Genomic DNA, 18,867 nt, shown 5'->3' on the forward strand with positions numbered 1-18,867 from the left:
CTCCGTGGTTAAGGGGTGCGACTATTTTCTGTTGTGTGTTCTGCGGGTGCGATGAAATGGCGTTGGTGGAGAGATAAAACAACAAACAAAAGCCCTCCGGGTGGAGGGCTTCAGTAAACGGCTAACTGACTAAAATCGCAGTCTCAGGCAATGGCGGCCAGACCGGTTTTTTAACATCGACCCGGCTCAGAAGCACGCGGTACTTTTTCCACTCCTGCAAATTTGCTGTTTCTTCGTCTGTCGCCATGTTTAGCTCAACCGCATCCTGCAGCGTGGCGATGACGTTATTTGCCTGAGTCATTAGCTCGAGTTTTTTGCGCTGTGCCTCTGCCTCATAATCAATAGGTGCGGCAATAATCTCCCCACCATCAAAAAGAAATGCGCCGCCTAATGCTTTCTCGCCCGCTTCGGTAAATTCATCCGGTACATTCTCCGGCGCGACTTCAACGACAATCTGATTAATCGGGAAAATCGCGCTTGCATCATAAGAGAAATGGATAATTTCTTTCGTGTCAGGGTTAAATGATACCTTTAGCGTTTCCTGTGAAAGCGTTTTAAGCCACAAATACCAGTCATTGCCGTTATCATCTTTCAGGAAAACAATATTCACCTCTGGCGATTTTGCAACGTAATATAATTCGAGTTCCTCCGGTGATAGTTTAGCTACCTTCGCCGGGGTATATTTTCCCCACTTATCTAATGGGTCATATTTTTTAAATACTCCAGATTGCTTCGTCATTAAGCCACCCATGCTGTGTACCAGTTTCCGCCGATGTTATATTGAAGTGATCGATACTGTACGGCTGTGTAATTCGTTTTTTGCTGTACAGCAGTAACTACCGTTCCGTTAGGGGCATACGCAAATTCATTATCATTATTTCCGTTTGTGGCGACCCCAGCCGATGCCAGCCTAATCCCCCCTTGCAGGAAGTTAGCAATAGTCCAGGCTGACGTTGCAAAACTTCCATTTACCCAGTCTTGCGTAGCCAGACGGACCAGATTCCCGCTAGACTCCTGACGCATATAAGGGGCTGAGGGATTATTAGCTTCAAGCCCTACGCTAGTAATCCAGTCTCTAACTGCGTATTGTGTCGGAGGGTTGTTTGAAGAATAAACCCTTACCGCACCGCCAGACTCAAAAACACCCTGAGTCGCAATGATATGAGTTCCGCTGCTAATTTGTCCTGCGGAAACAATCGTTCCACCGCTGTAGACCTGACCGGGTGCATTAAATGTGCCGTTGACATCATAGCTATATACGGCTGCTTTGCCGTTATCTCCGATAATATTAATAACAGCAGCTCCAAAATCGGCTTTTCCCGAACGCAGCATGCCAAAGCTTACCGATGCCGCGTAGCCATGTCCTTCTGTATGCGATATTCCCTTAACAATCGGTAGGTACACAGAAACATCTTTTGTCGATACAAAGCCATAGGGGACAAGAAACGGTGCTGCATTATTCCGGTACTGGTCAGCAAAAGCCCCACCGCCGTACCATCCGGCCGGGTTAGTCTTGTAATACGTTGCATTTTCCAGGTGTGCCACACTGCCGCCACTTGCCGGTACTGCGCCAATATCTCCCGGTGTCGGTTTATTTGCTGCGTCATATTGTTTTGCCCATGACGTCCAGGCGCCATTATAAAAAGCACGGATGTATGAGCGCGAATCCGCATATATCCGGTATATCTGCGTAACACCTGCATGTTTGTATACTTCAAGCGACCCGGCCACCTTTTCGGGATAATTATTTCCAGCTTCCGCCTGCGCATTGGATGACTGGTAATATAATCCCGGTGTAGTAAAGCTATTCAGATCGGCAGCATTCCCAATCAGCACGGCCTGACCGTTAAAAATGTCCTGAGAAGTGATATTGATATCTTCCGCCAGCGCTCGCCCGTTAACCTTCCGCCCTGACGGCACGCGGCCATTCGCATTGTCATTAGCCGCCTTGACCGCTTTCGGCGTTGCCGCCAGCGTCTCAGACGCGCTGTCGGTCGCGCTACTGAGCTGAACGATACCCTTTTGCGCCGTGGTCGCGTCCTGAGCCGTATATTTACCGTTAGCAAGGTCATACGCCGTCTTAACCGCTTTCGGCGTCGCGGCGAGCGTCTCAGACGTGCTGTCGGTGGCGCTACTGAGCTGGACGATACCCTTTTGCGCCGTGGTCGCGTCCTGAGCCGTGTATTTACCGTTAGCAAGGTCATACGCCATCTTAACCGCTTTCGGCGTCGCGGCGAGCGTCTCAGACGTGCTGTCGGTTGCACTGCTTAGCTGCGTGAAACCCTTTTCGGTGAGCGTGGCGTCAGGATGACGGCGGGACTGCTCATGCTCAGCGAGTTTGTCGTCGACATAGTCCTGCGTTGCCATCACCGTTGAGGTGTCAATCGTCAGCTCGACTGACTCGATGTCGCTTACCATGATGACCATACGCACGGTCTGCGCGCGGCCTGACCCCTCCGCCAGCTCTGGCTTGTAGCTTTCCGCCATGTTGCCGACGGCAATCAGCGTGCCGGTGTCGTCATAGAGCCCCATTTCGCGCATCCAGAAACCGCCGGTTTCTGGCGGGATGAGCAGCTCCGCGATCACATAGTTTTGATGCCTGTTGTCCTGGCTGATTTTGTTCAGCGTATGGCGCCAGACTTCATTGACGAGCTTTGTCTGGCTCGCATCAGGCACCGGCAAAGTGCCGCCACCGTCACCGATGGCCATCGCCGTAAAATTCACTTTTTTCCCGTTCGGGACGGTCGCTGCAGCAAGCTTAATCGCACCGGCTTTGGTGATGACCGTTTTATATTTTACTGTCATTTTGCTCTCACTTTTCCGGGTAAACCGTGATGGTGTCGCCGTCATACGTCAGCGCGCCGGTGTACAGATAGCCCGGCACATCCTGAATAATGTTGAGGCCGATAAGATGGCGACTGGCTGGCTTTGCATCGGCAATGAGCCGCTCCATCTCGTAATACATTTCCTCGGTGATGCCGGTCTCTAACACACCGATATCGAGGCGAAACGTGCCGGGCGGGTCGTTGGTTTCCCACCACTCAGACACGTTAATCAGATAGCCGAGCGGCTCCACCACGCGGCGCACCGCCCCAATCGTTCCTTTGTGCGCATGGATAAACCACGCCGCGCGGATCACATCCCGCTTTGTGGCCTCCGGCCAGTTCTCATCCCAGCGGTCAACGGAAAACGCCCACGCCAGCCACGGCAGCAGATTTGCCGGGCAGTCGTCAGGACTCCAGAGGCGACGCAGCGGAACGGGGGTATTTTCAATCTCAGCGCAGGCGCGCGCCGCCGCCACCTCAAGCGGTGACGAGCCCACCGGCAGCAGGCGGGTATCATTCATCGTTGCCCCCGATCGTCACGCTGTAATCGCTGCACCATGACGCCTGCGTGTCATCGAGCACGATGTCGGCCACCGGTTCGGCCAGCTCGACGCGCTGCACGCCCTCGACGTGGAGCGCGGCATAAATCGCTGATTTGCGGATATCGCGCCCGAGCCGGTGCTGCGCGGTGATGTACGCCTGCAGCTTAGTTTTTGCCGCACTCAGCACCGGCTCACTTTCGGGACCGGGGTAAAGGTAAAGCGATGCGGTGATTTTATAGTCGACAATGTTCGCCGACTGCACGGTCACGCGGTCAGCGACCGGCCTGACGTCCTCATCGTTCAGCGCGGTGCGCACGATGGCGAGCAGCTCGTCAGACGCCACGCCGTTATTTTCGCGTGAAAGCACCGTGACCGTGACACACGCAGGCTCGGGACTGATGACCGAAATATCAGCGACCCGCCCGTCAGCGCTGCGACCGTGAAACTGATAGGAGCCGGTAGAGCCTGCGGTACTCAGCCCCTCGAATGCCTGCTGAATGCGCAGGCGGTAGTCGGTGTCCGACTCCATCACGGCAGGCGTCGGCGGTAACGTCGTATCGTCTGCAGGGGTGATGACAAGGCGCTGGACGTTGTAATTTCCGCCTATCTGGTCGAGGTCTGCGCCGGTGGCGTAGGCCAGCATGACCGCGCGCGCGGCCTCGTTGACGCGCTGTCGCCAGATAACTTCCCGGTAGGCGTTTTCCTGCAGTAGCTTCACCAGCGGCTCGGACTCAAGCGAAAGCGTGCGCGCGATGGCGTCCTGCTGGTCTTCCGGGTACAGCGAGACGAGCGTCGCCTTTCGCTCGCTCAGGATGGTTTCATAGTCCAGTTCTTCCACGACGTCAGGCGCGGCGAGCTGGTTAAGGTCAACAATTGCCATAGCGTTTAACTCAGTGGAATGGTGAGTGAAAAAGGCTGGCCGCCGGTGGAGCGGGTGCCGGTGATGTCGACATACAGCCCGCCGTCGGTCTCCGACCGTTCAAAGGTGATGGTCGAGAGATTTACGCGGGGCTCCCACTTCTGGATCGCGGAATAGCACGCGGCCATAATCTGCAGGCGCAGCGCCGGGGTTTGTGGCTGGTCAATCATCTGCGACAGAAGCGAGCCGTATTCACGGCGCATGACGCGCGAGCCAACCGGCGTGACCAGAATGTCGCGCACGCTTTGCCGGATATGCTCAACCTCAGAGATACTGAGGCCGGTCTGGCTGTTCATTCCCAGATAACGCACCGTCATTGCGTCCCCTTAGTCCAGCTTCCGCCGCTCTGTACGTTGCCGTGCGCGTGGTTATCCACCTGCACGCCGTTTGATTTCAGTGTCCCGCCGGTGTGCTCGATGTTCCCGCGCATGGTGCCGCCTTTCTGCACTTCGAGCGTGCCGGTCGTCAGCTTGTTGGTGCAAAACACCTCCGGCGTATCGAGCGTGATGCGGCTCGACGCTTTCACCAGCACCAGCGGCACGGTGGCCGTAATGGAATCCGACGCGGTGACGTCTGCGGTTTTGATGCCTGACACGGTGAGCGCACCGCTTTCGGGCTCGTACTCAATAACCGCTCCGTCAGGAAAGGAAACATGAAGCGCATCAGGGGAGGCAGACGGCGCGGGATGGTCATCCGAGAAAATGCCGGGCAGCACAAACGCCGTGTCGAGCTCGCCGCCGACAGCCAGCAAAAGCACCTGCTCGCCAACGGAAGGAGCCCACCATACGCGCGAGCGACCGGCGCGGCAGGTCAGCCAGTTTAGCCAGGTGGTTTGCATGCCGCCGGTCTGGACACGACAAAGCCCCTCGTCGTGGTCGACGTCGGTCACGATGCCGGTGCGGATAAGGTTGCGGATCGCGCGTGCGATTTCCTGCAGAGAATTTAGATTATTCATGGGGAAAGGATGCCGCCGGGGGAGGCCAGCGGCAATGGAACGGTGTTTTGTGGTTGTTGTGACAACGCTCAGAGAGAGAGGTGTTTAATTATCAGCGTCTCGACGAGCTGTTTATCTTCCCGGCTGAATCCGAGTAGCTGGCGCGCCGCGTACTGCACGTCACGGCTGTGCGGGTTAGGGCGGTCTTTTAGCCCGTACTGATGGACTTGCGCGATACGCTGCACTTTGCCGGTGAATTCCACCACCGCGCTGTTTTCACGGCCAGTGGCTTTCATGTACCGGCTCGTGCGTAGCTTCTGGAACATCGCCCGCTTAATCCGCCCGGTCTTAGCCCTGAGCGGCTGACGCTTTCTCGCCTGATACGGCGAGCCGTCCGGGGCTTTCTGCAGCTTGATGCGTTGCTGTTGCGACTTGCGCAGCTCCTTTGCTATCTCTCCGGCAAGCCGTCGGCGTGCAGCCGGTGACAGGGCAGCAATCAGACCATTGAGCCGGTCGTCAAAGGGCTTAAATTCACTCATCCCATTTGCTCACCAGTTCGCCGTTGATGTAGAGCTCTTTAGGCCGGGTGACGGGCTCCGGCAGCGGCGGCTCAGGGGCATAGCTTACGTGCAACGCGCCGTTTTCCTCTTTGATGAGGGTGCGCTCGGTGAGCTGCAGGCTGATGCTGATATCGACGCTGTCCCCGTCGTTCAAATCCATCTGGAAACGGTAGCCCTTTTTGCGACCGTCATCGAGCGTGCAGATATCCGGCTGGTTTTCCCTGAGCCATGCGGCCACCGGCACGAAAATCAGGTCAGGGTCGCCCACAAAGTCACACACGATCACATTCAGGGTATAAATTTTCTCGTGCGACAGCGAGGCCGCGAGACGCGCATCGATATTCCCCTCATCGGCAAAGATGCGCATCATTTCGGGGTTTGTTTCAAGCTGCGGAACGGCTTTAATCAGCGCTTCGCGCAGGCTGCGTGCTTTCTTCATCGAGTTTATCCTGACAGTCTTTGACGGTTTCAACCTGCAACGCGCAGGCGGCGAGCGCGAGCTCAAGCCTGCGAATATCGGCGCTCAGGTCGCCATTAGTGGCCGGGTCGCTTCCCGGCATCGGGCAATAGCTCACCTTCGGGCAGGCGCTGTAAACAATGACCGGCGGAGGCGCAGGCGGCGCGGGTGTGCAGCCGACGCACAACATCAGGCAGCTCAGCGCTGTACCAGCGGCGTAAGGTTTCATTCTCATTTATCAGCCTCGTAATGGTTTGTTCACGCCGCACGGCCATTGCACCGGCGGCCAGCAGTTCGCCGCGTAAACTGACCTGTGCGGTTTCATTTCGCCTGGCAATTCCCTGCGAAACGGAAAGCTGATTTTTCAGCATTGCGATCGCGGTTTTTTGTTCGGTCGCGACCTTATTCGCCCGGTCAAAAGAGCGCCGAAGATTAGCGTTCTCATGCCTCAACCAGAGCACAGTCGCCAGTGCCAGACCTGCGGCAATCAACATCACAATGAATTTGGACACAGAGCCACCTCCTCAATGCGTTGGCGGTATGTCTCGCGAACGGCTTTAAAGGCCAGAACACAGAGCAGATAGACCAGACCTGTAAAGAGCCAGCCAGCCCCAAGTAAACAGACCGTCGTAGCAGAGAAAACAATGAGAGACCATGCTTTGCGCGCCCGTGCAGGCTTTCGACAAAAGACGGCGCGGAATATCTTCATTAGGTCTGGATTGACGGCAATACTTTTTCCCGTGTTTCGTAGCCAGTGCTCATAGGCGACCACACCGGCGAGGCTCGCACCAATGCAGACAAAACTGCCAAATAGCGCCCATGCGGCCACAAAGTTAACGGCAGCGCTTTGCGGCGATACCAGCCCCCAAATCAGGACTACAGCCAGCAGGGCATCCAAAATCAGTGAACGTAAGTATTTTTTCATTGAGAAACTCCTTTAAGACAGTAAGCACGCTCACGCGCGCGACGATTTTCCAGCCCTTTGTTAACTTCGCCATTCACGTAAACCCAGCGGGTGAGCTGGTCGCACGCCTGCGGCCATTGCTGGCGCTTGATAAACGAGACCAGCGTCGACCGGCAGGCCGCGCCGGTTCCCACATTGAATGAGAAGCTGACCAGCGCGTCGTAAACGTGCTGCGGCATTTTCACCGGCGCGCATACGGCCAGACGTTTCTCGACGTTCAGCACATCCGCGACGAGATTCGCCGCCGCCTGCCGCTCGGTGATTTCCCCCTTTGGCACGACGCCTGCAGTGTGGCCGATGCCCGACGTCCACACTCCCGCGCTGCACTGGTAAGGCGTCAGGCGACAACCTTCGAGGTCGGCAATCAGCGCCAGCCCCCCGGGCGAGGTGTTAAGCAGACGAAAGTCAGGCATCAGTGCTGCCAGCGCCAGCACGGCGGCCACACTGCATTTTTTAACGATTGATTTCACGAATAGCCCCTTTATCGAGTCCGAGCGATGTCAGATAGAGGTACGTCTTGCGCTTAAACCAGTAGTTCGTCAGCGCGGTAAAAATGGCGCATCCGCCGCCCACGTAAAGCGCCATCTTTTCGGGGGACATTGCCCCGACATACGCCAGCCCCACGGCCAGCCAGTAGGCGATAAACGTGGTGATTTTTTCCATACTCAGTCCCATAGATTCACCGTTTCGGTTCTGGCCGCACTCTCGGTCTCGGGCAGCTCAATTGCCGTGCCGTGCGGCAGGATCACGCCGAGCTCGGACAGGCCGGGATTAGCCTCTAACACGGTTTCGACCACGCCCTCAGTGCGCCCGTAGTACCGGGCGCAAATCGCGTCGAGGGTGTCGCCCTGCAGCGCGTATGCTTTCATCAGATTTGCCCCACGATGCAGCGCGCTTTGTCCTGTATGCGCGCCACAGACCAGCGCATATCCCGCCACATTTCATCGATAGTGCTGTCGATGCTGTCCGCCTTTTTGTCGCCTTTGGCGGTCGCATCCACGCCGCGAAAACGCTCATAAAGCGTGGCCGTCGTCATCGAACACACGGCGTTGAAGTAGTGAAAAACGCGCACGCTCTCGCCGTCGAGTTCGTCCGTCGGGACATCCGCCAGCGTGGCGTAACCGGCATCGAGCTGACTTTCGCGCCAGTCGCTCAGCTCCGCGTTTGTCTCCGCGATCGCGGTCTTAATCGCCCGGCGCAGGCGCACGGGGGAAACGGTCTGCTCCAGTCGCATTTCTTCCCGCACGCGCTTCGGATCAACGTCAGGAAAAAACGGGGTATTTTTGATTACCGGCTCGCTCACGCCCGGTGGCGGTATCACCACGCCCGGCACATCCTGCGGCTCTTTTTTTGGCTCAATAATCAGCGTCGTCATGACAACCTCGGGTAATGGGTGGGCGGTGGACGCCGGTCGCAGTCAGGGCAATTGATACCCGCATTGACCGGCGTGCCGCCCGGCTCGGGGAGCGCTCGGTTAACCAGCGGCTTTTGCCGCCTTTGGTGGACGCCCGCGCCGTGCCGCCGGTTTAGCGGCAGGTTTGCGCGTGCGCGGTTGAGTCTTTTGGGTTTTCGGTGCCGGTTCGGGTTTTGGCCTGAGCTGACGCTCTAACTGCTCAATGTCTTTTCGTACGCCGATAGTGCTTTCTAACTGGATCGCACGCTGCAGGTGCGCCAGCGCTTCGGGCAGTTGCTTTGCATCACGCAGCACGTAGCCGGTGATTTTGTGCAGCTTCGCGCGCACGATGTCGGGCATATCCGCGCGCTCGGTCAGCGCGAGGGTGTCGAGCAGGTTCGACAGTTCGACCGGCTGTTTAGCAGCAAGCAGGCGTTGCGCGGCCAGTGCCACCTCTTCGGCCAGAAGGTAAGGCGTCGGACGTCGACCGGTCGGCATGGTCAGGCCGTAGGTCATGGCATAACGGGCAATTTCCAGCGCCCCGGCGATATCGTCAGCATCGAGACGCCAGAGCATCACCGTCATGACGATGTCATCCTGCGCGCCTTTGCCGTTTTCGAGGACGCCAGCGACCCACGGCAGATAGAACGGCAGCAGCTCGCGCTTTTTGTCTGCCTTGCGCTCATTGGATCGGATTTGTTTCAGCGTGCGGTTGTCTGCGGCCAGCTTAACGAGCATCTGCTCATAGGCAGTTGCATTGCGCAGCGGGACGGCAGCCCGCTGCGCTGTTTCAGAGGCCGAGACCCGCATCATGTGACGCGCTGCGGGACTCGTCATGGCTTACTCTCCGCTTTCCGGTGCTGCAGGCGCGGAAGCGCTTTCCGGCGCTGCCGGTGGGGTAAAGTCACCGAGCTTGATGTTTTCAATCAGGCAACCGGCGGCGTAAGCCTCGACCACATAGTCAATATTCATTGACTCGTAGTTTTCTACGCGGTCTTTTTTCGGTTCTTCAATGATGGCGCGACGGTGCGCGTCATCCATGAAGTAAATCGACAGGTTGTCGAGACGCGTCACCATCAGCCCATCAGCCGGGAAGTAAGGCACGCGCACGGCTGGCAGGTTGCCGATTCGCTTCTGGCTGATGATGATGTCAGCGGCCAGCGATTCGGTGTTGGCCTGCTCCTGATTGACGATCGGGAAATATTTATCCGCCATCAGCTTACGCCCGGTGATGACGACGAGCTCCGGGTCATCCTGATAAATCTCGTCAATCAGGTTACTGGTGGCATCCATGACCAGCGCGTCGAGGTTCGCATAGTCGCCGTTCTTACCCACGCGGATCACGTCTGAAATAACCGCGCCGTCCTCGTCGGTGATTCTGGACATCACGCGCGCTGGCGCTTCATTGCGGTACTTCTGCAGCCAGCCGATGGCCACGTCCTGCAGCATCGGGTTTTTTACGCGGTCTGAGGTGTCGGCGCGCTTAATGCCGTTGAAACCGGCCATGATGAAATCGAGGGACTGACGTTTGATGATGGCGTCACGGATACGGGTCTGGAAGTCCTGGAATCGCGCCCACAGGTCGAGCTGTTTGTAGCGGATATGGAAGTCAAAGTTAATCTGCGCGCACTCGTATTTATTTGACTCCAGCGCGGAAAAGTCAGCGGTCTTACGCTCATCATCACCGGCGGTGTCGGCGGTGCTCGCAATCGTACCGTTAACGCCCACCCCGACTTTTTCGCCTTTCAGCTCGTCGACCGGCACGATGTTGATTTTGGTCAGAAACGCGGATGACATCTGCAGGGTTGTCATCAGAGTTTGTGTGACCGACGGCTCGACGGTGAATTTCTTCGCCACGTCATCGGTGGAAACGCCGTTCAGCTCCGCGACGCGGGACAGGTAGGCATTAAATTTGAAGCGGGTATCTTTACGCATGGTTTTTCCTGTTCGGGTAAAAGGGTTCAGGCCGGGCAGCACGCCCGGCGCGTTATCAGCAGTTGGTCAGCAGCTCGTCGCCCGTACCGCCTTTTGAAAGCTCGCGGCGCGGCTGGCGCTGGCTTTCGGTGTTATCGAGGGAGCTTTTGAGATCGTTAAACGCCTGCGCGCTTTCTTCGGCCTTGCTGGTCACGTCCTGCTTAAGCTGCGCCAGTTCGGTCTCCAGCTCGGTGACGCGCTGGTCGGTGGCGGTGAGGTTGGTCTGCACCAGCTCGGTGACGGTGGTCACGGCCTCATGCACATCGGCGAGACGCGCGTCATCGCTGGCCTGCTTGCGGCTGAAAATTGCCTTAACCTTATCGGTCAGGCTGTTGAGCATGGTGTCGGGGACGTCTTCAAATTCCAGCACAGCCAGTGAGGCCACAGAGAAAACGTCGTCCGGCTGGTCTTTTTTACCGGCGAGCGGGTTCTGCGCGGCGCGGCTGCAGAATTCGAGGTATTCGGTGCCGAGGCTTGCAGGGTCATCGGTGACGGCCAGGCCAACGAGGTAACATTTGCCGCTGTTGGCAAAGTTCGGGCGGATCTCCATTGAGGTGTAAACCTTCTGTCCTGCCTTAACCATGCTGACCAGCTCGTCGAGCGGGGCGATTTTGCCAAACAGCGCTTTTTTGCCATCGAGCGCAGAGCCATCGCTGATAATCTCCGCCTTGAGCTCGGTCACATCGCCATAACGTTTAAACGGACTGTCAGGCATCAGCCCACGGATATGTTCGAGGTTAATGCGGCAGCCGTAGACGCGGGGGTCGAACGTGTCGGCCATATCCTGAATATCATCGCCGCTGATGACACGGCCATCGCAGGTGTCACCTTCGACGCCGATGCGAAACCATTTAGAGACTTTCTTTGCCATTGTTCAGGTGTCCTGATGTTGGGTTTTCGGGGCGGGTTTAGTTTCCCGACTCTGACCCGTATCAGCCACCGCTTAAGATCTGATTAGATCTGACACAACAGGCACTTAGCGCTTATAACACCCCATTTCCTTAGCCTTGCCACGTAACACCAAAAACGAGGCAAGCATGACCATTTCAACTGACCTTTCACTGCTCAATGACCCGCGACGACAGGCGCGCCTGTTGTACTGGCAGGGGTTCGCCGTGCCGCAAATCTGCGACATGCTGCAGCTCAAGCGCCCGACCGTGCAGAGCTGGAAACAGCGCGATGGATGGGAAGAAACCGCGCCGATTAACCGCGTGGAATCGACGCTGGAGGCCCGACTTATCCAGCTCTACGCTAAGCCAGACCTGACCGCGCATGACTTCAAAGTCGCGGATTTTCTGTCGCGCCAGATGGAGCGGCTCGCGCGCGTTAACCGCTACGGCCAGACCGGAAACGAGGTGGATTTAAACCCCAATATCGCCAGCCGCAACAAAGGGGATCGCAAAAAGCCGAAACGGAATTTCTTTAGTGATGAAGCGATAGAAAAGCTGGAAGAGATTTTCTTCGACCAGTCGTTTGAGTATCAGCTCCGATGGCATAAAGCAGGGTTAGAGCACCGCATCCGCCACATCCTGAAATCGCGCCAGATTGGCGCGACATTCTACTTTGCCCGTGAGTCCCTCCTGCGCGCGCTTAAGACCGGGCAAAACCAGATATTTTTGTCGGCCAGTAAAACGCAGGCTTACGTTTTCCGTAAGTACATCATCGCCTTTGCCCGTCTGGTTGACGTCGACCTGTCAGGCGACCCGATCGTCATCGGCAACAATGGCGCTGAGCTGATTTTTCTCGGGACCAATTCCAACACCGCGCAGAGCCACAACGGCGACCTGTATGTCGATGAAGAATTCTGGATACCCAACTTCCAGAAGCTGCGCAAAGTGGCCTCCGGTATGGCGTCACAATCTCACTTGCGCACAACCTATTTTTCGACCCCATCGACGCTGGCGCACGGCGCATATCCGTTCTGGTCAGGCGAGCTGTTTAACCGTGGCCGCAGCAGCGCCGCCGAGCGCGTCGACATCGATATCAGTCATAAGGCGCTTGCCGGTGGTGTGCTGTGCGCGGATGGACAGTGGCGGCAGATTGTCACCATTGAGGACGCGCTGGCCGGTGGCTGCACCCTGTTTAACCTCGACCAGCTTAAGCAGGAAAACAGCGCAGATGACTTCCGCAACCTGTTTATGTGCGAGTTTGTGGACGATAAGGCATCGGTATTCCCGTTCGAGGAGCTGCAGCGCTGCATGGTCGATGCGATGGAGGAATGGGAGGACTTCGAGCCGTTCGCCGACCGTCCGTTTAACTGGCGTCCTGTCTGGATTGGCTATGACCCGTCACACACTGGCGACAGCGCCGGGTGCGCGGTACTGGCTCCGCCGCTGGTTGCCGGTGGCAAGTTCCGCATCCTTGAGCGTCACCAGTGGAAAGGCATGGACTTTGCCGCACAGGCCGAGGCCATCCGGGCGCTGACCGAGAAATACACCGTCGACTATATCGGCATTGATGCGACCGGCATCGGCCAGGGTGTTTACCAGCTCGTACGCTCATTCTTCCCGGCGGCGCGCGCCATCCGCTACACGCCGGAAATGAAAACCGCAATGGTGCTGAAAGCGAAAGACACCATTCGCCGCGGGTGTCTGGAATATGACGCCGGTGCGACCGACATCACGCAGTCATTTATGGCTATCCGCAAAACCATGACCAGCAGTGGCCGCAGCGCCACTTATGAAGCCAGCCGCAGCGAGGAAGCCAGCCACGCGGATGTCGCGTGGGCGACCATGCATGCGTTGGTAAACGAGCCGCTATCAGCCGGTAGCGGTATGCAATCAACTACAATTCTGGATATTAACTACTGATGAAAAAACGCCAAAACAAACAGCCAAAACAGACCAGCATGACCGCCAGCGCGCCGCAGAAAATGGAGGCGTTTACCTTTGGTGAGCCGTCACCCGTTCTGGATCGCCGCGACATCCTCGACTATGTCGAATGCATCAACAACGGCAAGTGGTACGAGCCGCCGGTCAACTTCTCGGGGCTGGCAAAAAGCCTGCGCGCAGCCGTACACCACAGCTCCCCGATTTACGTAAAGCGCAACATTCTGACCAGCACCTTTATCCCGCACCCGTTGCTGTCGCGTCAGGACTTCAGCCGCCTTGTGCTTGATTATCTGGTGTTTGCCAACGGCTATCTTGAAAAGCGCATGAGCGTGACCGGCCAGCTTTTTAAACTGGAAACTTCTCCGGCCAAATACACCCGCCGTGGAGTAGAGGAGGGGGTGTACTGGTACGTGTCGGACTACACGCACCCGCACCAGTTCGCACCCGGTTCGGTGTGCCATCTGCTTGAGCCCGATATCAATCAGGAGCTTTACGGGATGCCGGAATACCTGAGCGCGCTCAATTCCGCCTGGCTGAATGAGTCCGCCACGCTGTATCGCCGCAAGTATTACCAGAACGGCGCACACGCGGGGTACATCATGTATGTGACAGACGCAGCTCAAAACAGCACAGACATTGAAGCAATTCGAAAAGCCATGGCTAACTCGAAGGGAATGGGAAATTTTAAAAACATTTTCCTCCATGCTCCTAACGGTAAACCGGACGGTATCAAGATTATCCCGCTGAGTGAAGTCGCCACGAAGGATGATTTTTTTAACATCAAGAAGGTGAGCGCCGCTGACCTGCTCGACGCGCACCGCGTGCCGTTCCAGCTCATGGGCGGCAAGCCTGAAAATATCGGCTCGATGGGCGATATCGAGAAGGTGGCACGGGTATTTGTGCGTAACGAGCTGACGCCACTGCAGGAGCGTTTCAAAGAAATCAATGAATGGCTCGGTATGGAGGTGATCCGCTTTAAAGATTACAACATCGAGACCGATTAACCCCGCCCAAAATGCCGCCTCCGGGCGGCATGCTCTCAGACCTCACCAGACGCCGCACACGCGACGTAACCCCGCAACAGCCTCTCGATAAACCTCACCACTCAGCGCGCCACCACGAGGCGCACAGACGCGCAAAATAAATCCTGTCACCACGTCTGGCGCGCAGTGCTATCCCCGCCTCGCCTGCGCGCTTAACGGGTCGCTTTTAATGCAGGTGCATCAGGAGCCCCGAGCCGCGCCAGCGCTGGCGCTGGCTGGCAAACGCTGGAATCAAAAACGAATGCAAACTCATGCACCTGATGCATGCACCGCTAAAAAAGCGAATAATTCGGGTCAAATTCCTCGCTTTTTGCCTCGACTTTTTTCATTGAGGCCAGAAAATCCATACCATCACTTAGCGACACCGGTCGCTCGTACTCAATCATAAAAACGCCGTCATAAGTGCGCCCCATCCAGTACCCGCCGCCGCAATCTTTAGGCCGCTGGAAGAAAACCCACCCTCCGGGGCGGTAATACTCTAAGGTCTCACCCCGATAAATAGGTTGAAGATTGCGGTACAACTCAGCCTCAAGTGCATCCAACGTCGTTTGGCTAATTTTTTGCTCTTTATCCAGCGTGATATTGATTCTCATAAACTATTCAGCCTTATAAAAAATATCATCTTCGGTTTCGTTATTTTCGCTGTTTGCAAGATCCGCAATGAGAGTGAGAGCGAGCTTTAAGTCTGTTGGTTTGCAGTTTGCAATCAGAGATACCTCGGCAATAAATTGCACGCACGCCCACTTTTGTTGAGTTCGGCTGAAATGTTCGCCAACCATGAAATCCCTCCCATAGAGTTTTTACTGTACGTTTGTACAGTATCATGTATTAGCAAAAGATGGGAAGAGAAAAAAAACGTTAGAGTTATGTATGTGCATGATAAGGAGGAATATTAGCTATCAATTTTTGTTGCCGCTTCGGCTAAAGCCGCAACGCGACTTAGAATCCGTCTGGCTTGAGACTGTTGTGACGGTGCTGCGGAAAATACCTCTCCTTTAGCCGTTCCACGCAACCATTTACCATTAAAGCAACTCTTACCACCTGACATAAGGTGCAGGGCTTCGCCCCGGCTGATGGTGATGCCGGTTGTGAGATGTATCTCGTCGATAGTTTTCGACAAAGCTGCTTTTTGTTCGTCCGTTCCGTGGATGAATTTTCGTCTTTTTGACGGTTTTTGCTTCCTCAGTCGGCTCGCCAGCTCTCGTCTTTCTCGCCGACTCAGCGGTTTTGTTAAATCCAGTATCGGCGGATCGCTTTCGCTTCCCGTACAGTTATTGACAGAACTCCGAGAGGGCGCAGGAGCGCCCTTAACGTCAACGGCCAAATCAACGGCACGCTTCGGAACAATTTTCCACTGCGTTAGCCGGGTTAAAATAGGTGTGCCGGCACCGATAGCGGAATCGTACACGCCACGGATGCAGACTGTTTCCTCACCGTACTGGTTAAACTCGGCGCGCGGCTCATAAAGTGTGCGCACCTGCAAATCATCGCGGCGAACAAACGGACCACCCTGCGCATTAACGTAACCAGCCCAATCACCAGCGTCGGCGGCATCATGGACGGCGGCAAACTCAACGCTCAGGCCGTGCGCTGTCTCGGTATCAGCGAGACGACGCAGCTCACGGTAAACCGTCACCGGCGCACCGCCGATAAATTGGAATTGACGGATGTGCCAGCGCGCCGCCCATGCTGATACGGCGGGGGCTGTCTCTTTCAGCAGCTCACCGCTTTCGTCATCTGTTTCACCATCGAGAGCATAGCCGTCGATATTTTTCGAAATATATTTAGCAACATAGCCAGTAGCGCTGCCCTTTTCCGGGTCAATTGCCTCGGCATGAAAGCGCGCCTTTTTGGCTTTGTCGCTTCTCAATTCGTGGTGGTCTTCATCCCACGCATAATCACGAATGATGAGGCGCACGCGCTCAACGTCTTCCGGCAGCATGAACATAAGCATGTGCCAGTGAGGCGTCCCGTCGTGATGAGGTTCAGCAACACGGATGCCGAAAATGCGGATTTCTTCCCGGTGCAGTTTGGCGCGAATACGCGCCCAAAGTCCGGTGAGATAACTTTGTGTGTCCGACGGGCTGGCTCCGTTCCATTTGCTGTTACGGTAGCCTGCTTTAGTGGTGGCGTGATATTTAGACGGCGCGGTTAGGGTGTAAAACTCCCCGACATAACCGAGCTCATTGCAGATATTTTCAAACCCACGGATGCGGGTCATCAACTCGCAGCGGCGTATCGCAGGGTTAGCGACAGAACCGTCGTATTTTTCAATCAAGCTGATGCGGTTGCCGTCTTCGTCTTCGAGATCCAGCCCCTTGAGAAATTCACGCGTGCGGCGCTTTTGCTCGCGCCAGTCTGTCACGCAGTTTTTACTCGCGTAGGCGTGGCGTTTCTTGCTGACGTTGCCGACTGCAATTTGCAGATGTTCGCGCCATGACGCCGCAATACGTCGCAGGCGGCCACGCCACCAAACCTCATTAAACATGCGCATGATTGCTGGCGCCGCTTTGTCCTGGTCAAAGTATTTTGTTGTCAGTCCCGCCCAAAGAGGCGGAGTAACACCAAATTGCAGCGCAATTAATCCGGCGCGCATGTACCAGCCATGTAATGTCGCCAACTCGCCGAAATCAGAATCAGCGTCATCATGTTCTGCCAGTTCAGCACGAATAAAATTAGCGATATCAGTGGCCAGCAGGTCAATATCGGCACGCGACATATCAGGGAGGCGGTTATATCTGGCAACCATATTGACCATACGTGACGCCAGATATTGCATGATTTCAGTATCGAAATGACCACCGAAAACAGCGGCTGACACTTTGCTGTCGATGCCCGCGCACTCGTATTTTTTTGCGACCAGTTCCAGACGTGGCAATGCCTTTTTGCAAAAGCTGATTAAAAAAGCATTGGCTCGTTGACTGCCTTGATTTTGCTCCAGCACCGCAGCGGTGCGGTATACATCAAAACGCACGCACTCAGGCTGCAGAGAAAGCACCTTTCTCGCATGCAGCAAAGCCGCGAACATACGATCGCGGCGATGCTGTTGGTCATAGGTAAGATACGGGCTGGCTATTGCCGACCGTGGGGTATTCCACGGATAAGCATAAGCAACCGTAGAGCTATGCATCAGCGTCAGCCCCCTCAATGGCTGCAATGCATAGTTTCCCTACACGCTCAATCTCTGCCGCCATAGCGTCAATTGCTGCAATATCTGAGCAGTGAATATGATGATGTATCAGTCCGGAAACGAGCTGGTTAATCTTCGGGTAATAGCCGATAGTGTCGAGCCATTCCTCACCAGCTTTTTTCCCGGATTTAGCGATTTTTTTTTCATGCAGGATGAATTGATACTGGTCGCTGGTAATAACCCATTTGTCACCTACTTCAATACGGATAGCCATTTAAACGCCCCTGTAATGTTTGTGTTTGAGTTCTGCGATTTGCTGACAGGTCACGCAAAATGCCACGCCCGGAATCGCTATGCGGCGAGCTTCCGGGATTGGTGCGTCACATTCTTCGCAGAGGAAACGAGAGGGCGCAGCGATACGGCTGCGCGCTTTGCTGATAAGGCGCTCGCGTTCTGCTTGCTCGCGCTGTTGTACCAAATCCATTGCGTCGGCCATTAATGCAGCTCCTGAGATTCATTTTCATAGCGGGTGGCTTCACGGCGCAGCAGTTCGGCGGCTTCGATGCCGCTCATTCCCTCTTTGGTGATATGGATAGCCAGCGCCTCAAGACGCATGGAAACGGCCATAGCTCGGTCTTTACGCTCTTCTTTTTTGGCATCGGTCAGCAGTACGGCCAGTGCATCGCTATCGGTGTGAAAGCTGCGGGTTTCGGTATTACGCATAATTGACTCTCCTGATTTCGGGCAATAAGAAGCCCGGCGGGTTTACGCCATAAAATTTCTGTTTGGATTAATTCGGCATGGTTAGCCGTTTTGGAAATAAGCTCACCACTGCACGAAAATGATTCATCGCTGTAATCAATGCTTTTTTCTCGTCAGTAGTCAGCTCACTTAATTCGAGCTCATGACGAGCCGCCGGTATTTTTGCCAGAAAGAAAATAGCGGCCAGCGCCCGATTATTTTCTTCAAATTGTGGATCACGTTTATCGCGCATATCATTGACAAAACGCTCAACCTCTTTCCAGCTATCACCCCAATATCTCGCACGCAATTCAGCTACGTGGTTGAGACCAGCCAGACGCGCGCCAGCCTTTAGCGGAACATTCGCAGAAATAGCTTCGATAGCCATGATTCCCCCTGTTTTTTAGTGGACAGGCCAGCCAGTAAATCAGCCTGTGAGCGGCTCGGGTGCCAGCGTTTGCCGTCCTTACCAATAATCCAGCCGTGGCCGCAGTGCATGCCGGTGCTTTGCTTAACGAGCAGAGACGCGAATGACGGTTCATTTTTCAGCATGA

28 protein-coding genes and 1 pseudogene are annotated in these 18,867 nt (G+C 55.6%); 2 read left to right on the plus strand and 27 right to left on the minus strand.

All coding sequences use genetic code 11. The features are described from left to right. Positions 1-121 precede the first annotated feature (121 nt). The 18 genes from DFO52_RS21785 to DFO52_RS21870 all read right to left on the minus strand — a co-directional run bounded on the left by DFO52_RS21785 (position 122) and on the right by DFO52_RS21870 (position 11,439). On the minus strand, positions 122-739 hold the full coding sequence (locus tag DFO52_RS21785) for a tail fiber assembly protein (protein WP_133551160.1): 618 nt from the start codon (positions 737-739) through the stop codon (positions 122-124). Beyond that, complete coding sequence (locus DFO52_RS23355) at positions 739-2,805, minus strand: tail fiber protein (RefSeq protein WP_243737950.1); 2,067 nt, start codon at positions 2,803-2,805, stop codon at positions 739-741. The genes DFO52_RS21785 and DFO52_RS23355 overlap by 1 nt, the downstream gene beginning before the upstream one ends. Before the next feature lie 7 nt (positions 2,806-2,812). Continuing rightward, complete coding sequence (locus tag DFO52_RS21795) at positions 2,813-3,346, minus strand: phage tail protein I (RefSeq protein WP_133551161.1); 534 nt, start codon at positions 3,344-3,346, stop codon at positions 2,813-2,815. Beyond that, positions 3,339-4,247: a baseplate assembly protein gene (locus DFO52_RS21800; RefSeq protein ID WP_133551162.1), complete on the minus strand. Its 909-nt coding sequence runs from the start codon at positions 4,245-4,247 to the stop codon at positions 3,339-3,341. Before DFO52_RS21800 ends, DFO52_RS21795 begins: the two co-directional genes overlap by 8 nt. Before the next feature lie 5 nt (positions 4,248-4,252). Beyond that, on the minus strand, positions 4,253-4,603 hold the full coding sequence (locus tag DFO52_RS21805) for a GPW/gp25 family protein (RefSeq protein WP_023338715.1): 351 nt from the start codon (positions 4,601-4,603) through the stop codon (positions 4,253-4,255). Then, the gene (locus DFO52_RS21810; protein ID WP_133551163.1) at positions 4,600-5,241 is read right to left on the minus strand and encodes a phage baseplate assembly protein V; all 642 of its coding nucleotides are present in this window, start codon (positions 5,239-5,241) and stop codon (positions 4,600-4,602) included. The genes DFO52_RS21805 and DFO52_RS21810 overlap by 4 nt, the downstream gene beginning before the upstream one ends. Positions 5,242-5,309: 68 nt before the next feature. After that, entirely contained in the window at positions 5,310-5,759 is a 450-nt protein-coding gene (locus DFO52_RS21815) for a phage virion morphogenesis protein (protein ID WP_133551164.1), read from the minus strand. Further along, complete coding sequence (locus DFO52_RS21820; protein WP_023338712.1) at positions 5,752-6,219, minus strand: phage tail protein; 468 nt, start codon at positions 6,217-6,219, stop codon at positions 5,752-5,754. The genes DFO52_RS21815 and DFO52_RS21820 overlap by 8 nt, the downstream gene beginning before the upstream one ends. Beyond that, positions 6,182-6,427 (minus strand): Rz1-like lysis system protein LysC, encoded by a 246-nt coding sequence (gene lysC, locus DFO52_RS23360; protein WP_133551165.1) that lies wholly within the window; start codon positions 6,425-6,427, stop codon positions 6,182-6,184. Before lysC ends, DFO52_RS21820 begins: the two co-directional genes overlap by 38 nt. Beyond that, positions 6,315-6,731: an Rz-like lysis system protein LysB gene (gene lysB / locus DFO52_RS21830; RefSeq protein ID WP_133551189.1), complete on the minus strand. Its 417-nt coding sequence runs from the start codon at positions 6,729-6,731 to the stop codon at positions 6,315-6,317. Before lysB ends, lysC begins: the two co-directional genes overlap by 113 nt. Beyond that, on the minus strand, positions 6,731-7,162 hold the full coding sequence (locus tag DFO52_RS21835; RefSeq protein ID WP_133551166.1) for a DNZ54_00345 family protein: 432 nt from the start codon (positions 7,160-7,162) through the stop codon (positions 6,731-6,733). Before DFO52_RS21835 ends, lysB begins: the two co-directional genes overlap by 1 nt. After that, a complete protein-coding gene (locus DFO52_RS21840) occupies positions 7,159-7,671 on the minus strand; it encodes a lysozyme (RefSeq protein ID WP_133551167.1) in 513 nt (170 codons plus the stop codon). Before DFO52_RS21840 ends, DFO52_RS21835 begins: the two co-directional genes overlap by 4 nt. After that, positions 7,655-7,876, minus strand: coding sequence for a hypothetical protein (locus DFO52_RS21845; protein WP_001354073.1), 222 nt, complete (start codon positions 7,874-7,876; stop codon positions 7,655-7,657). The genes DFO52_RS21840 and DFO52_RS21845 overlap by 17 nt, the downstream gene beginning before the upstream one ends. Next, positions 7,867-8,070, minus strand: coding sequence for a tail protein X (locus tag DFO52_RS21850; RefSeq protein WP_023209074.1), 204 nt, complete (start codon positions 8,068-8,070; stop codon positions 7,867-7,869). The genes DFO52_RS21845 and DFO52_RS21850 overlap by 10 nt, the downstream gene beginning before the upstream one ends. Beyond that, complete coding sequence (locus DFO52_RS21855) at positions 8,070-8,576, minus strand: head completion/stabilization protein (protein WP_048998837.1); 507 nt, start codon at positions 8,574-8,576, stop codon at positions 8,070-8,072. Before DFO52_RS21855 ends, DFO52_RS21850 begins: the two co-directional genes overlap by 1 nt. A gap of 99 nt (positions 8,577-8,675) precedes the next feature. Beyond that, a complete protein-coding gene (locus DFO52_RS21860; protein ID WP_133551168.1) occupies positions 8,676-9,431 on the minus strand; it encodes a terminase endonuclease subunit in 756 nt (251 codons plus the stop codon). Positions 9,432-9,434: 3 nt separating this feature from the next. Further along, positions 9,435-10,529 carry a phage major capsid protein, P2 family gene (locus tag DFO52_RS21865; RefSeq protein ID WP_133551169.1) on the minus strand — a complete coding sequence of 365 codons (1,095 nt, stop codon included), beginning with the start codon at positions 10,527-10,529 and terminating at the stop codon, positions 9,435-9,437. A gap of 55 nt (positions 10,530-10,584) precedes the next feature. Then, positions 10,585-11,439, minus strand: a complete 855-nt coding sequence (locus DFO52_RS21870) for a GPO family capsid scaffolding protein (RefSeq protein WP_133551170.1) — start codon at positions 11,437-11,439, stop codon at positions 10,585-10,587. Positions 11,440-11,605: 166 nt separating this feature from the next. On the opposite strand from DFO52_RS21870, the gene DFO52_RS21875 reads away from it, so the two are divergent. Beyond that, on the plus strand, positions 11,606-13,378 hold the full coding sequence (locus DFO52_RS21875) for a terminase ATPase subunit family protein (RefSeq protein ID WP_133551171.1): 1,773 nt from the start codon (positions 11,606-11,608) through the stop codon (positions 13,376-13,378). Beyond that, the gene (locus DFO52_RS21880) at positions 13,378-14,403 is read left to right on the plus strand and encodes a phage portal protein (protein ID WP_133551172.1); all 1,026 of its coding nucleotides are present in this window, start codon (positions 13,378-13,380) and stop codon (positions 14,401-14,403) included. Before DFO52_RS21875 ends, DFO52_RS21880 begins: the two co-directional genes overlap by 1 nt. A 311-nt stretch (positions 14,404-14,714) precedes the next feature. Here DFO52_RS21880 and DFO52_RS21890 read toward each other — a convergent pair whose 3' ends face one another. From DFO52_RS21890 to DFO52_RS21925, 9 genes and pseudogenes are all read right to left on the minus strand, one after another. Then, positions 14,715-14,963, minus strand: coding sequence for a hypothetical protein (locus DFO52_RS21890; RefSeq protein WP_208110482.1), 249 nt, complete (start codon positions 14,961-14,963; stop codon positions 14,715-14,717). Continuing rightward, positions 14,937-15,035 (minus strand): annotated as a pseudogene (locus tag DFO52_RS23185) (DinI family protein); the annotation flags it as partial. The gene DFO52_RS21890 and the pseudogene DFO52_RS23185, both read right to left, overlap by 27 nt. 3 nt (positions 15,036-15,038) lie before the next feature. Beyond that, positions 15,039-15,221: a hypothetical protein gene (locus tag DFO52_RS21895; protein ID WP_023209082.1), complete on the minus strand. Its 183-nt coding sequence runs from the start codon at positions 15,219-15,221 to the stop codon at positions 15,039-15,041. A gap of 113 nt (positions 15,222-15,334) precedes the next feature. After that, complete coding sequence (locus DFO52_RS21900) at positions 15,335-17,572, minus strand: replication endonuclease (protein WP_133551174.1); 2,238 nt, start codon at positions 17,570-17,572, stop codon at positions 15,335-15,337. After that, the gene (locus DFO52_RS21905) at positions 17,565-17,846 is read right to left on the minus strand and encodes a DUF5405 family protein (RefSeq protein WP_133551175.1); all 282 of its coding nucleotides are present in this window, start codon (positions 17,844-17,846) and stop codon (positions 17,565-17,567) included. Before DFO52_RS21905 ends, DFO52_RS21900 begins: the two co-directional genes overlap by 8 nt. Then, complete coding sequence (locus DFO52_RS21910; RefSeq protein WP_045348176.1) at positions 17,847-18,068, minus strand: TraR/DksA family transcriptional regulator; 222 nt, start codon at positions 18,066-18,068, stop codon at positions 17,847-17,849. Further along, a complete protein-coding gene (locus DFO52_RS21915) occupies positions 18,068-18,295 on the minus strand; it encodes a DUF2732 domain-containing protein (RefSeq protein ID WP_133551176.1) in 228 nt (75 codons plus the stop codon). Before DFO52_RS21915 ends, DFO52_RS21910 begins: the two co-directional genes overlap by 1 nt. A gap of 67 nt (positions 18,296-18,362) precedes the next feature. After that, positions 18,363-18,701, minus strand: coding sequence for a DUF5347 domain-containing protein (locus tag DFO52_RS21920; RefSeq protein ID WP_133551177.1), 339 nt, complete (start codon positions 18,699-18,701; stop codon positions 18,363-18,365). Continuing rightward, positions 18,665-18,865: a phage filamentation protein Fil family protein gene (locus tag DFO52_RS21925; RefSeq protein WP_133551178.1), complete on the minus strand. Its 201-nt coding sequence runs from the start codon at positions 18,863-18,865 to the stop codon at positions 18,665-18,667. The genes DFO52_RS21920 and DFO52_RS21925 overlap by 37 nt, the downstream gene beginning before the upstream one ends. Between the last annotated feature and the right edge of the window lie 2 nt (positions 18,866-18,867).

The organism is Enterobacter sp. AG326, assembly GCF_004362415.1.
In the GTDB taxonomy this organism is placed as follows: Bacteria; Pseudomonadota; Gammaproteobacteria; order Enterobacterales; family Enterobacteriaceae; genus Enterobacter; species Enterobacter asburiae.